Source organism: Alkalibaculum sporogenes (genome assembly GCF_009362815.1).
GTDB classification, from domain to species: Bacteria; Bacillota; Clostridia; order Eubacteriales; family Alkalibacteraceae; genus Alkalibaculum_A; species Alkalibaculum_A sporogenes.
Genome location: NZ_WHNX01000014.1, coordinates 12,208 through 26,592, shown reverse-complemented (window position 1 = coordinate 26,592; position 14,385 = coordinate 12,208). Strand labels below are relative to the sequence as shown.

At 31.7% G+C, this 14,385-nt stretch carries 15 protein-coding genes; 2 read left to right on the top strand and 13 right to left on the bottom strand.

Features of this window, described 5'->3' with window-relative positions; all coding sequences use genetic code 11:
• Window positions 1-121: 121 nt before the first annotated feature.
• The gene (locus GC105_RS10055) at window positions 122-1,087 is read left to right on the top strand and encodes a sugar-binding transcriptional regulator (RefSeq protein WP_152804338.1); all 966 of its coding nucleotides are present in this window, start codon (window positions 122-124) and stop codon (window positions 1,085-1,087) included.
• A 114-nt stretch (window positions 1,088-1,201) separates the two neighbouring features.
• On the opposite strand, the gene GC105_RS10050 is transcribed toward GC105_RS10055, so the two are convergent.
• On the bottom strand, window positions 1,202-2,260 hold the full coding sequence (locus GC105_RS10050; RefSeq protein WP_193708369.1) for a radical SAM protein: 1,059 nt from the start codon (window positions 2,258-2,260) through the stop codon (window positions 1,202-1,204).
• A 357-nt stretch (window positions 2,261-2,617) separates the two neighbouring features.
• Here GC105_RS10050 and GC105_RS10045 point away from each other — a divergent pair, with 357 nt between their 5' ends.
• The gene (locus GC105_RS10045; RefSeq protein WP_152804334.1) at window positions 2,618-3,058 is read left to right on the top strand and encodes a hypothetical protein; all 441 of its coding nucleotides are present in this window, start codon (window positions 2,618-2,620) and stop codon (window positions 3,056-3,058) included.
• Window positions 3,059-3,807: 749 nt separating this feature from the next.
• On the opposite strand, the gene GC105_RS10040 is transcribed toward GC105_RS10045, so the two are convergent.
• The 12 genes from GC105_RS10040 to GC105_RS09995 form a co-directional block, all read right to left on the bottom strand.
• On the bottom strand, window positions 3,808-5,145 hold the full coding sequence (locus GC105_RS10040) for an APC family permease (RefSeq protein ID WP_152804332.1): 1,338 nt from the start codon (window positions 5,143-5,145) through the stop codon (window positions 3,808-3,810).
• A 56-nt stretch (window positions 5,146-5,201) separates the two neighbouring features.
• Window positions 5,202-5,987, bottom strand: a complete 786-nt coding sequence (locus GC105_RS10035) for a flavodoxin domain-containing protein (RefSeq protein ID WP_152804330.1) — start codon at window positions 5,985-5,987, stop codon at window positions 5,202-5,204.
• A complete protein-coding gene (locus tag GC105_RS10030) occupies window positions 5,977-7,689 on the bottom strand; it encodes a PatB family C-S lyase (protein WP_193708368.1) in 1,713 nt (570 codons plus the stop codon). The genes GC105_RS10035 and GC105_RS10030 overlap by 11 nt, the downstream gene beginning before the upstream one ends.
• A gap of 51 nt (window positions 7,690-7,740) precedes the next feature.
• Window positions 7,741-8,127: a RidA family protein gene (locus GC105_RS10025; protein WP_152804328.1), complete on the bottom strand. Its 387-nt coding sequence runs from the start codon at window positions 8,125-8,127 to the stop codon at window positions 7,741-7,743.
• Window positions 8,128-8,435: 308 nt separating this feature from the next.
• Window positions 8,436-9,077 (bottom strand): helix-turn-helix transcriptional regulator, encoded by a 642-nt coding sequence (locus GC105_RS10020; RefSeq protein WP_246169817.1) that lies wholly within the window; start codon window positions 9,075-9,077, stop codon window positions 8,436-8,438.
• Window positions 9,078-9,148: 71 nt separating this feature from the next.
• A complete protein-coding gene (locus GC105_RS17490) occupies window positions 9,149-9,283 on the bottom strand; it encodes a hypothetical protein (protein WP_281350109.1) in 135 nt (44 codons plus the stop codon).
• Complete coding sequence (locus GC105_RS17030; RefSeq protein ID WP_207706970.1) at window positions 9,264-9,440, bottom strand: hypothetical protein; 177 nt, start codon at window positions 9,438-9,440, stop codon at window positions 9,264-9,266. Before GC105_RS17030 ends, GC105_RS17490 begins: the two co-directional genes overlap by 20 nt.
• Before the next feature lie 130 nt (window positions 9,441-9,570).
• The gene (locus tag GC105_RS10015) at window positions 9,571-9,993 is read right to left on the bottom strand and encodes a methyltransferase family protein (protein WP_246169816.1); all 423 of its coding nucleotides are present in this window, start codon (window positions 9,991-9,993) and stop codon (window positions 9,571-9,573) included.
• The gene (locus GC105_RS10010) at window positions 9,990-10,781 is read right to left on the bottom strand and encodes a transposase (protein WP_152804326.1); all 792 of its coding nucleotides are present in this window, start codon (window positions 10,779-10,781) and stop codon (window positions 9,990-9,992) included. Before GC105_RS10010 ends, GC105_RS10015 begins: the two co-directional genes overlap by 4 nt.
• 246 nt (window positions 10,782-11,027) lie before the next feature.
• Window positions 11,028-11,438: a hypothetical protein gene (locus tag GC105_RS10005; protein ID WP_152804324.1), complete on the bottom strand. Its 411-nt coding sequence runs from the start codon at window positions 11,436-11,438 to the stop codon at window positions 11,028-11,030.
• A 607-nt stretch (window positions 11,439-12,045) separates the two neighbouring features.
• Entirely contained in the window at window positions 12,046-13,530 is a 1,485-nt protein-coding gene (locus GC105_RS10000) for an ATP-binding protein (protein ID WP_152804322.1), read from the bottom strand.
• A 544-nt stretch (window positions 13,531-14,074) separates the two neighbouring features.
• Entirely contained in the window at window positions 14,075-14,380 is a 306-nt protein-coding gene (locus tag GC105_RS09995) for a hypothetical protein (RefSeq protein WP_193708367.1), read from the bottom strand.
• Between the last annotated feature and the right edge of the window lie 5 nt (window positions 14,381-14,385).

Genomic DNA, 14,385 nt, shown 5'->3' with positions numbered 1-14,385 from the left:
AAGTATAAAATTATTTGGAATAAAAATATATTTACCTAATTAAAATGATACTATTTATTTATGATTATATTTTTACTTAATAGTGTATCTACTCAAAAGTATATCGAAAGGATTGAAAATAATGAGAACAAAAGAAGAGTTGCTAATACGAGCCGCTGAACTCTATTACCAACAAAATTTAAGTCAAAGTGCAATTTCAGAATATTTTGGAGTCTCCAGACCTACTGTATCTAGGCTTATTGATGAAGCAAAAGAATTGGGTATAATAGAGATTATTATACATAACCCAATTAAAAAAAATATAGAATTATCAAAGGAGTTAAGAATAAGATTTAATTTAAAAGACGCCATCGTAATATCAGGTAGCTACCTGTATAATGAAGCTTTACAAAAATGTAGCATTGCAGCATCACAGCTAGTTCACAGTATATTAGAAAATAATATGTCAATTGGTATTTCATGGGGTGCTCCAATGAATTATTTTGCTAACTCATTAGCAGAAAAAGAATATTATAATGTCAATGTCGTTCAAATGGTTGGATGCTTAGGAACTGGAAACCCTAATATTGACGGACTGGAACTTGCAATTAAAATTTCTCAAAAACTAAAAGGGTCATATTCTAATATCTATGCTCCTGTTTTTGTAGATAGTTTAATAGTTCAGAATTATTTTTTAGCTGAACATCACATTGAAACTACAATTAAAAAAGCATTAACAACAGATATTGTAGTGACAGGCATTGGCTCTATATATGATGAAAGTTCAACTCTCCAGACAACTGGGTATATCACAGAAGATGAGCGTATTAAATTACTTAAAAAAGGTGCAGTTGGACATATACTCGCTAGGATGATTGATATCGATGGCAATGAAGTAGCAGTAGATAATAAATACGTCATCTCCTCATCTCTTGAAAGCTTAAGATATCCACGGTGGTCTATTTGCATTAGTGCTCATCCAAAAAAAACTAAACCTATTATTGCTGCTATAAAAGGTGGATATATTAATACAATAATCGTTGATGAGAGCCTTGCACACGCATTAATAAATTATAGAGAAGAATTTGACACTTCTTTAGAATCATAGGGTAAAACGGATGGGACAGAACTTTTTGTATCGAATTTAAAACAATAAGTCCAGTCCCAAGCGTTCCAAGTGTTTCACTCAAAGCGTGTTTCTTGTGGTTTTGGTTTTCTTAAGTTAAATCAACTTTAATACAGATGAAGCTACATCCGAAATGGAATGTCCGTCATTAAAATACATACTTAGATCTCTAAACCAACTCATATTGCATTCATTACAATGAGGTCTTACTAAATCCTTTTCTTCAAGTGTAAAAATGTTACCAATTGTATCTGGAACCTGCATACAAGGGTGCACATCAAAAAACCAATCAACAAAAAGTGTTCGTTGTCCACCATAACAAGAAAATTTAGCTGAGGCAGGATCTTGCAGATAATTAATAATATTCTCCATGGAAGAAATTTCATTGACAATATTATATTTTTTCTCTTTCTTAAGTTGAATAACTTTCTTAAGTCCGGTAATCACATTTTCATTTGATAAACTCACCCATTTCCCTCCGAGGGGATAGACCTCCGAATTAGAAAATGTCGGATAATTAAAACAGATTAAATCAAATCCCATATTAGTTGCCCGTTCACACACATCTTCAATTTTATCGTAATTATCATCCCAAATAAGCACACATGCAGCCGTTTTAATATTTGTAGTTTTCAATATTTTCATTGCTTGTGTCATTTCAGCCATAAGATTTGGCAGTTGGCGTTGTTCTTCCATTGTTTCAGGATCACCAGAGTCAAAAGAAATAGCAATAATATCACATCCTGCATTATCAAGTTGTTTTACTATATATTCATCAGGCCTATAGTTTTTCACCAGTCTGCGGAGCAAAAGCCTTGGAGCTGCATTTAATACCATAGTGTGTATATTATGTTGGGCTGCCCTTTCCACAAAGGCTACTGTATCTTTGTGGTTTAGTGGATCACCCCCTGTGAAAATTAAATGACTTACACCCAAATCTGCAAGCTTGTCAATTGCAATAAGAGTTTTTTCTTTGTCCACAAACACTTTCGGTTGCTGCCTCCATATATCACAGAAAGAACACCTTGCCATACAGGCATTCGTTATTGCAAATTGAGCAAATCTTAATCTCCCTGAAATATAGTTCTTAGCAATATTTTTACATTTCGCTGAGGTCATTTGTTTGTCACTATTGAAATAGTCAGTATATTTCATAAAAATCTCCATTCCACCGCTATCGCCTGCGGCGCACATAGTTATGAAAAAGTGGTGTGCGATTTACAACACTCGTTTATATTTTTTGAGGGTAGCTTTTACTACATTATCAACACATATAAAAAACCATAAAAATATTATCAGTATAACTGACAGTACCTTCATGGCTTCATTTATTAATATAATTATTATATATTTTAACTGTAGCGGTTACTACATGTAACCATTTTATATAAACTTAACATTGTAAATATTGATTGTCAAGTAAATTTAGCAACTCGTTTTTTTATCCATTAAATGTACATCAGAGACTCTTTACTCTTACAACAAATGAGTAATCGATACAGAAAGTCCCCGATGAGTCATAAACAAGATTTTGTTCCTCATCTTGAAAAATTATTTCATCATCTTGTTGATGTCACTGAGCCTATTTGTCACAATATCGATAGTCATCTGGCTTCTATGTTGATTTATGATACTACTGGTATTGAAGCCTTTGTTACAGAGAATAATGATAAGTTTCTTAATAGTATCATTAGGCGTGTTAAATCTATGAACAAAGGAAAATCATCAGATCACATCAATAATATTGCCTATTCCAAAATGCCTAAAGTTTCATCAGCTAATGATGAAATAAGAAAAATGTATATCAATGGAAAGTTTTGTTACGCTTATAAGTTTGGAATCCTTACGAATGGACTTGGTATCGTTAGAGATATTACTTGCTTTGATCGCATAAAACCTGTAATTTCTAACTTTCTAAATGCACACCCTACTATCCATCCTAAAATAGTATGAAGTAAAAACAACTATTAAATTAACTTCAAATTTTTTACATCACTTTTTGGGTTTATTCAGCAAATGCCTATTTTATTTTTAATATATTCATTGATTATACTCCCCCTCTATTAAGCATGTATACTCCAGTCAAACAAAGACGTTGCATTTTTTTTCCAAAATTCGTATGAGAAATATGTGTATATGACACCCACAGAATGGATGAAAATTGAAATACATTATCGTCTAATGGACCTGTAAAATATTCTTTTTGGTTTTTCGCTGTTTCTATAGCTAATGTAGCATATTCTTCAAATTAATCTTTTAACTCTACATTAACAACTTTAAACAGTTCCGATTAGTAATATTCAATTCAAAAGTCACACAATATAGTTATCTAAGTTCTTAAGCATTCCTTTATCCAAATATTCATTTTATTCTCCTCTCTCTAATTATGTATTTTAAAATAATCCTCAATTCCATTTTATACCATACGCTTAATAAATAAAAGTGTATCCTATACTATTCTATTACTTTATAGTTAATCGATATAAAAAGTCCCGACCCTGTTTTTTCAATCCCTGTGTTTAGTTTTTATTTACTGGAATTCCAGTATTATTTGTTACTTGAATTTAACATAATATCGATTAACGGGATTGATCATCTATTAAAGTTGGATTATCCTATTCAAAAAAAGAAGACTGGGTCCTGCCATACATAACCCAGTCAATACCATTTTTAACATTACATTTCAAATAACTTAATTACTCTTACTCATTCTCTACACTTATTTCCATATCCACCTTATTATTTCTAACAATTCCAAATATAACAGCAAGTATTAATACTACTACATTTCCGATTAACCCCCACTTACTCAGGTTCTGTGCAAGTAATAGGGTTTGAATTACTAATACTATCAATCCGATAATATTAAAGGTATAAAACCAAAATGTATTGACATGGAATGGAGAATTATTCCATTGTTCTGGAAACAATTTTGGTAACCTTAATACACCAGCACCAACTACAAATAAAGATACATAAAGTAAGATTAATGCTGAATTTGCAATGAATTCAATATCCCATTCCGTTAATATGGGTATCATACCAATAATGTAGTACACGATCAACAGCCTGTAAGGTGTATTATATTTGGGGTGGAGTTTGGCAAATGATTTTGGGAACCAATTATCAACACACGCCTGCATAATTGGCTTTGTAATCCAGCTAACTTGAGCGTTTAAGGTTGAAATTAATGCAAACATTGCTCCTCCAACAACAAAGAATACATATATCCAAGTTGGCATGATTTCTTTTGCGACCACAGTCAAGGGCTGCCCTGCAACCTGCTCAATAGGTAATACCCCGGCTGCCACTGTACTCATCAAAGCATAAAGGAGAGCGATAGCAATAGTCGAGACGATAATCACGAAAGGGATATCCTTCTTAGCATTTTTTGCTTCAGCACTTAAATTCAATATAACAGCAGCGCCACCCGTTGCAAAGGTTAAAAACGCCATAGCTGTCAATAAACCTGTAAGACCATTTGTGATAAACCCTGGATTTTGAAAATATCCTGGCTCAACTTTAAATAAGCCAAATGCTGTAAAACATGCCAGTGCAATTGCCAACACAATCACCATAATAGTTTGTAAAAAAGCAGCTTTCCCTACACCGAAATAGTTTACAATGAAGATAATTGTTAACACAATTACTGCGATTAACTTTGTTGGAATACCTGGGACAAGAGCTAAGAAATAATCTGCAAAGGAAACTGCATACATTGCTAATGATATATTGGAAACGATAAAAATAATAATAAACATTCCTGCAAATTTTTTCCCAACAAATACTGCAGCCTGTGTGTATTGCCCTCCCCTTAACCTAACTGAACTGGCTAAGAAAATGGTGGGAATTGAGATAGCAACAACTGCCAGTGCAGCGAGCATAAATGCCAAATTAGCTGATCGTCCAGTCAGTGCGATTGCCACTCCTGTTAACGCCATGATTCCTGCTCCTATAATTTGCCCTGCAGCTACAGAAAATAATTCTTTACGACCTAGGGACTTATGTAAATCTTTTGTTGAAACACTTGTTGTAGACATGTCTTTCCTCCTTTTATTTATTCTTTATTTAACTGTTTGTCACATTCATAATTAAGTTAAATAAAGATTTCTGGTTCTTTTCTTTCTTTGTTCATTACATCTAACAGTTTACTTTGTGTTACAAATTTAGGCGTTGTTATGCTTCGAGCATTCTGCTGGCATTCTCTAATGCACTTAAAGCATATAATACATCTAAAATTATCAGTTCGAGTGTAATCGCTAGGGTCAATTGCTTTCATTGGACAATCAATCTGACATTTCCCGCAACGAATACATCTTTGTTCATCTGTATCTGGTGAAATTGGAATATCCATAGGATATTTATACGGATCATTACCAGGTACTTCAATCATTACTCCATTAATACTAGGTATTTCACTTATTTTTTGAGCAATTTTTTCACCAAATCCGATTTGAATATCCTCATCTTTTTCATCAGGTCTTCCCTTCCCTACTCCATTATTAATAGCGTGTTCTCCTATGAATATTGCCGCAGAGATTATTATAAATCCAGATTTTTCACATTTATTTTTTAATTCTAGTAGCGCATCCTCATAGGCTCTATTTCCGTATACAACGACTGGTACACAAGGAGTTTTATTAGCAATTGTTCGATTAAAAATTTCTTTTGCTGTAGGTGGTATTCTCCCCCCATATACTGGCATTCCTATCAGTACCAATTCATCTGAAGCAAAGTCCCTTCTTTCCCAACGCATATCAAAGTCTGTTAAATCCATATGTACAACTTGATCAACGTCTAAACCATTTGCAATGTTTTCTAATGTCCTTTTGGTGGTACCGTTAGGAGAAAAATACATTAGTGTAACTTTATTAAATTTCATTTTGATCCTCCCGTAGTTTTTCTAGCATTTCATCAACATTTGGAATATCTGCCGGATCCAATCCATATTTTACATACTTTGCTTCTTTATTTACGTCATAAAGAAAAATTGCAGGAAATTGCATCTCATTTCCCTCGTAATCTCCATGCTCTATTCCAAGTTCTATTGCCTTCGTTCCTTTTTCTAGTAGTGCTTCTGAAAGCATTCCACCCATACTGAAAGCGCTATTTAAATTGTAAAGTTTGTAGATCTCTTGTTCCGGATCACAAATGATTTCAAAAGGTATATCTTCCTTTACCACTTGTTTTTTCAAGGTTTCTGGATGGCTTTGTAATACAACAAACACTTGTGCATTTTTATCAATAAATTCCTGATACCTTTCCTTGATATAGCGCATATCTAATTGGCAAATTGGACATCCATGATATCTTAAGAATAATAGATAAGTTTTCTTATTAACTTTATTTTGAAAGTCAATCCCCTGTTCCCAAGGTGAATCATAAGTAAAATTACGTAGTTTGTCATTGACATTTACTTTATTTATGGTGTTGGCAATACGCTCCAAACATTCTTGAAGAATACTTCTTGGACATGCTACATTGATCCTTTGAAAAGTCTCACCTTCAGAACCAAACATGTTCCCACCATCTAACAATACCTTTGCATCTTCCACTATCAACTGGTTTAGTTCTTCCCCTTTTAATCCATAGTCTTTAAAATCAATCCATGCAAGATATGTTCCTTCCGATGGTACAAATTTTGTTTTAGGTAAGTTCTTGTCTAAGTATTCCTTTAAATATGCCATATTGCCATCAATATATTCATTTACTTGATCCATCCAATCTTCACATTCATCATAAGCTGCCTGTACGGCCCATATGGAAATCGGGTTCAGCATTTGCATCCCCACAATTTCCTGCCATTTTTTTTGATACGCCTTATTTTTTATAACAATGTGGGATGTTTGTAGACCTGCTAAATTAAAAGATTTACTTGGAGCAGTACAAGTTATGATTCTATCATCATCAGGAAATAACATATCAAGGACTGTATGGGAATAATCTTTTCTTATAATATCGTAATGAATCTCATCACTTACTAATACTACATCATTGTCAAGACATATCTTTCCAACTTTTTTTAATTCCTCTACGCTCCATACTCGGCCAACAGGATTATGGGGAGAACAAAGAATCATCATCTTATTGTTGGGATTTCTTGCCTTCTCTTCTAAGTCGTCAAAATCCATTGTGTAGTAACTATTATTGTTTATTAGTGCGTTGTTTACCACAACTCGACGGTTGTCTTTTATACTGGATGCAAAAGGATAATAGACGGGTCTCTGAATAATCACTCCATCTCCCTCATTAGAAAAACACCTGACTAAAGCACTTAACGCTGGTACTACTCCTGAAGATATGAAAATATCATTAGAATTTACATACCATCCAAATCTTCTTTGCATCCATGATCCTACCGCTCTAAAATACTCCCCAGTAAAATGCATGCTATATCCATATATTTCCCTATCAATCCTTGCTTTCATAGCATCCTGTATAGGCTTAGCAACTGCAAAATCCATATCAGCTACCCAAAGAGGTAATGTATCCATATCAACTTTTGGATTAAGCATAGTACCAAATTCATATTTGGCACTATTTGTACCCATACGATCAACCACCCTGTCTAATTCATATTTCATATGGCGAATCTCCTTTCATTTTTTCTTACATATAAATTATTTAATATGTTTTCATTTATTTTGATAATAAGCTATTGCTTCAATTTCTACTAATGCATTTTTAGGCAATTTTGCTACTTCAAATGCTACTCTAGCTGGAAATGGATGATTAAAAAATTGTGCATATATTTCATTCATAGATTTAAAATCATTCATATCATTTAAATAAACCGTTGTTTTTATGATATGTTTCATATCCAATCCAACTTTATTTAAAATTGCCTTTATATTTTCTAACGATTTTTTGGTTTGCAGTAAAATATCATCTCCAGCAAATTCACCATTCTGAGAATCAATAGGTAATTGCCCTGAGACAAAGACTAAATCACCAATTCTTATTCCCTGAGAATATGGTCCAATTGCCGCTGGAGCTTCTTTTGTTACAATTTCTTGTTTCATAATTATAACTCTCCTTTATTATTTGATTTTTATAATTATAATAATAAATATTTATCATTGTAATTATTTATTATTATATAAGAGGGCATTACTTCTTGTCAACTCAAAAAATATAAAATGACAGAACATTTAAATTATTTATCATCATTGATAGTTCTGTCATTAGTATTAACTATTATTTATTATTTTTCATCAATATAATTTTTTTATTGTATTAATTTTTTATTATTTATACACCTTTTTTCGGCGGATGTCAATAAAACAGCAAAAATGGATTTCAATAAGAAATCCATACAATTTAAAACCCATTATCGTTTCTTTAATTTACCCAAGTATCTATATATTGTTGCCTCGGATACCTTTAATGCTAATGCAGCTTCGCTTACCGCACCCTTTATTAAAAAGATGCCTTTTTCATTTAATTCATATACAATTTTTATCTTCTCATCTTGATCCATTCTTTCAGGTGGTATTCCATACCCTTGCACAACTTTATATATACTATCAAATGTTAACTCATTAGCTGTTTGACTAAAAGTTTCAGAAATTTGTTCATTTTTTTCTTCTTCCCCATGGAAATTAAATAATCTATCAAAAAATGTTTTTATTTGATAGATTCCCTGAATATCCATATTTATACAAAGGGCTCCAACAACTTTATTTTCATCTTTAATTAGATAAGTTGCAGACTTTAAAGTATTGCCAGATCGTGAAACCCCTTTATAATTTGATAAATAGCTATACTCTTCATATTTTGGATTTTTTAATATTTTTAATACTAAATCAGTAGCTGGCGCACCAATTTCTCTACCACTAATATGATTATTTCTAATAGCAATTACCGAATTCTCCAAATCAGCTACGTCATGTAAAACTACCTCGGCATCTTCACCTAAGAAATCTGCCAAAAAATCTACCATGCCCATATAATGTTTAAGTATTTTATTCAATATCCACCTCTCAATTATTATTATTACAATAATTATTTATTATAATATATATACTGTTTATTGTCAAATAATCACCAGATCAATAAAAATGAAGTAGCTTCTGGACAGATTTCTCTACTCATTTCTTTTATTCTAACTTTACCATTTTTAATTTCTACATAACCTGTCGAGTCTAAAAAGTTAAATTCATAGATTTTTACTTTCATTGGTATTATTAAGAGAAATTTTTTTTACTATTTCATTACCTACCTGTATGATAATCTTATTATGAGAAACAAAAGATCTTGAAAGTGTTAAAATAATCATTGCTGATAAACTAAATAGTAATACAAGCGCAATAATTACTTTATCTACTTTTTTCATATTACAGCACATCGTTAATCATTTATACTTTTGGATCCATTATAATGGCATAAGCATTAAAGTCAATTATACCTACTATTCTTTAATAATGAAAAAAACTGTCACTTTTGTTGAATAAATTTTATAATCGTCACCAAAATTCTCTATCATCACAGCTTCTTCTTTTTTTAGATTTTTTATACATAATCAAAAGAACTGGAGCCATTATAAGAGTAATAATCGTAGGCCACTGTATTAGAAATCCAACAATTATTAATGTAAATCCAGTGTATTGTGGATGCCGAACATATTTATAGATGCCATGAGTTACTAATTCCCCACTCGCATAATGGATTTGTTTCCATCCTATAGCAATTACTACGAGTCCACTAAAAATAAAGATATTACTTAATGGGTGCATTATAGAATATACTACTGTCGAACCACCTGCTAAAGCCATCCACAAGTGACCATTTAGATGCGTAAATGGATCTAGAATAGGATAATTTTTACCTAATATTAATGTTAAAAAATATATCGTTAGTGGAAATCCAAACATTTCAGAAGGACTCATACGGGACGGTTAGTTTTGACCCTTTGGACTGTACTAGCCCCTATCTCTAATACGATCTGCAATCTTTCTATTAGAAAGGTCTGTTTCTTTATATATATCTGTTCAATTAACTCATTTATTTTTCCATCCTTCATTACTTGCTTTCTCTCAGTGTAATGATGCTCAGTACAAAATTTTTCAATTATGTTTTGAGCTTTGGTTCGTCTTAACTTTTCCATATCTTCTGGTGTATCCATATATACATTATCATCTATTTCCTTATGATAAGACTTAAATTGTTCTAAATTTAACACCTCACCAAACATCAGAGTAAGCAATTCTTTTTTTTCTTCCTTGTTTAATACTTTTTCTTTATTTATGTATTCGATATAACTACTATATTGGTAATCTTCCAGATTTGTTGCTATGCCCGCTTTTACAGGATTATTATGTATATAACGCAATAGTGAAAATAGATATTTATCAGTTTCAACGACTTCACTTTTAAATCTATCTTGAAAAACATGACCAACTGTTCTATTTTTTTTATTATAGTAACTGGCATACTTTATATTCATCTTTTTTATTATCTCACTTATATTCTCTCGATCCTCTTTTATGAGTAAGTGAATATGATTGTCCATAATCACATATGCATATAATTTATATGTCCCTACTTCACGGGTGTTTATGATCTCAAGAAATTTATCTTTATCTATTTTTTCCATAAATATATATTTCCGATTATTTCCTCGCATCATTACATGATATATACCCGTAGCACTATATTTTCTGCTGCTTCTAGGCATTCTAACTCACCTCGGATTCTTATTACTACATTACTACTTTGCTTATTTTTATAGATCCGTGATTATAACTATCCTGTTTTAAGTAGTCAATAACAGATCAATAATTAATCATTATCCTACTTTTAATTTTGAGTTAATATATGTAATAAATCATCTATATACTTTATCAATATTATAATCATATTGTATCTCATATATATCTCCATCAAATAATTTTCCAATAGTCTCTTCATTAAAATCATAACTTTAACCCAATATCACATCCTGAAAACAGTCATCAGAATTCAAAATAATTTCAAGTATTTTTTTCAATTTAGTTTCCGCTCTATTCACTAATTCTTTAAGAACGTTACTTGTATCTGCTAGACTTGAAATAGCTTCAACTATTAGATCATCCGCTTTTTCAATATCAGTAGTTAAATTCATCCACGTTGCAGGATCATAGTATTCTATACTTTCATCAAACTGCTCATCTATCTCAACAATGGTACCCCAATATTCACTATAATCAAAATACTCACCTACTGAAAGCATAAAAGCTTCCTTTAGATCGTCTACATTATTCAAATCAATAGGTTTTGTTCTATGACTCATTCCTAATGCCTGATTTAAAAAGTTGATTTTTTCAACATTTTCTTTATCAAAATAATTAATCACTTCTAACAAACCACCTATCTTTGCTTATTTGTATTAATAATTAAATACAACCCATTAATATTAATCGAATTACTGGACCACTTTTAAATTACCATAAACACACTGTATCTTTCCCCATCTTTAGCCTAATCCCTATAATTTTCCGTACCCAAACTGTATACTAATAAGGGGTCACTTCAAAGCGTCCCCTAGACAATAATATTTAGAACCAAAAAAACGAGACTTAAATAAAAAAGTCCCGTGCTACCTCGAGTTCAATATGTTTAAAAACAAAAATACGAGATGGTGCAGGCACCTTCTCGCTAAAAACTCAATATAAGTTTTTGTTCCTTATAAATATAATACTCTTGATTCGTAAAAATAGTCAATTGCTTTTTTTACAAAATCATAGTCTTCTTTTGTTAATTCTTTTATCTTTTAAATTATTCATTATTAACGTGTTCTTTTTTGGTGCCTTAGTCTAACTTTAACAAACATATAGAGCTCATCTCAGTATTTCTTATCCCATATTTTAGCCAAGTCAGTAATTTTATAAAAAGATGATAAGCGTCCCCTAGAGATAGATAGATATTCCCTAGATATTCCTGGAATTTATCTAAAGTAAATGTTACACTTTAAATCGATACTTTCCTTTACCTTTCCCGACTACTTCAATAATTATATTTGCCCTTTTCATAGAAACAATTACTTTTCCAGCATTTGAATAAGAAAATTTTAAGTATTCTGCAATATCCTTTCTTCCAAATATTAGATCATCTCCAGAAAATCCATAAAATGCAGTAATTCTATCTATCATGATATTACTTAATCCAGCATTTACACATTTCGTATAAATTTTTTCAATAGCTACTTTTTCATTATCAATAGTTACTTTTTCATTCTCAATAGTTACTTTTTCACTTTCTATCGCTACTTTTTCATCTTTTTCTATTGGAACATCATAATTAAGATTGAAGAGTGTTACCCAAAACGAATTCTTATCTGAATAAAATTTTGGTTCAAGATTATTTTTGTAATTAAATTCTTTATGATAATCACCTTTGATTTTCTTAAAACCACTGCCTCTACGTTCCATATAATTCATTCGATTGAATATATCTGCTATAATTGGATTTCTTCTTCGCGATGGAATCCTATCGGTATCAAGATTTTGAACAATTGAACCATCATACATTCCACCAGGAGAATATATTTCAAGGCGATCATCATACATATCAATATGAACTTCACTTCCTAATTCTAAATAGTCACGATGAATTAATGCATTCACAATACATTCAAGTGTTGCTCGCTCTGGATAATCGGGCATTTCCAATCTGCCATTGGCCGTTTTCTTCCATCTTTTCTTAGAGTTGTTTTTTACAAATTCTTCTCCGCTTTGAAGTAATGTTACAAGGCTTCCACTAAATTCTTTATCATCAATAGCTTCCATAACACCTGAGGCTTTATCAAGCCCATACCATCTTGTGCAAAATAATCTGGACTGTCTTATCGGTGAATCGTCCGCTAGTAAAGCACCTGCATTAGTTAACATTCCATTCACATCAGTCAAACCAAAAGATGTGAAGTCCGATTCCTCCAATTCTTGTCCAGCTCTTTTTTTATATACAGAACGTAATTTTGTAAAAGCAAAATTTTCGTATTTATACTGTGTAGTAAGACTATCATAAGTTTTATTGCTTCCCTGTAGCACCAAGCGCTTTAAGTCCATGGTTCCAGCTGGAATACTCTGATTACCAACCCTAATAAATGCAGTTCTATTTCCTTCTCCAATATAGTAATATGGTGTTTCCACGCCTGTTGGAACTTTTAAAACCACAAATTTCTTTCCTGCTTCTTCACAAATTTCCATAATTACTCGTGGTATTGGATCCATCTTCGTTTTGATAATCTCACTTATTTTTTCAGATACATCTTTTGAATCCGAAAGACCAACAAGTTCTTCATTATCAGTAACTCCAAATATTAATGCACCACCAATACCATTTGCAAAAGCACTTACACTTTTTAACCAGCTCTTTGGTCTTCTCTCTTCCAGTGTTTCCTTTTTATCATATTCTGTAGCTTCACCAATCAAATCTAATATTCTCAAGATTTCACCTCTTAAAATCAATTATATTCCTATTCTTGTCAGTTTCATTGTCTTTTATAATCGCTTCATATCAGCTTCTAAAAATTCTACTGGATATCCATGCTCTTCATCCAAATGGGAATTAGATATCTCGATTCAAAAATCTACAAATATATCTAATTTGCATTTACTGCTTTAATTGCATTCTTCATCTGAAATCGAATGATATGAAATTTTCAATTTCTCAACTTTTACCACCTTTATTCTATTATCGTACAGGCAAGATTAAATTACAACTTTTATCCAAAACCAATTGCATAATTTGGGTTGAATGAAAAACTAACTTCCAGTTTTTCATAACCCCTTATTTTCTGTGGAACTAACGTCCACTTTTGAGCTTAACAAAACTCTTTTTTTATATTATAATGTCTGTATTAGCACAAAAAACATGGTTTTTCTGCATAGCAAACAGGCATCTGAAAATAGTGTGCGAGACTAAATTCCACATGCCTTAGTGTAAGACTAAGTTCTATACAGTAAAATCTCTGCCTGTGCTACGACTATTTTATCTTAATAATGCTGGCATAAGGGTTACATCATCTGGTTTGATTGCCTTAAGATGGAGTTGTTTATGTAATTCCTTGTCCAGTAGAAGTTGGGACAGTTCAAATGGGGTATGCCCATTCAGACTGTCTCTTGCTTCGCTGTTGATATAATTCATTAACAAAGTTGCATCCTTTTGTTTCAGTTCATTAAAAGATCTTCCTTTTGGCAGGACATAACGGATGTATTCATGATTCTTCTCAAGCATTCCTTTTTGCCTGGAACTGTAGGGATCACAGTAACTTGATATTGGTACTCCTGATTTCATAAAAA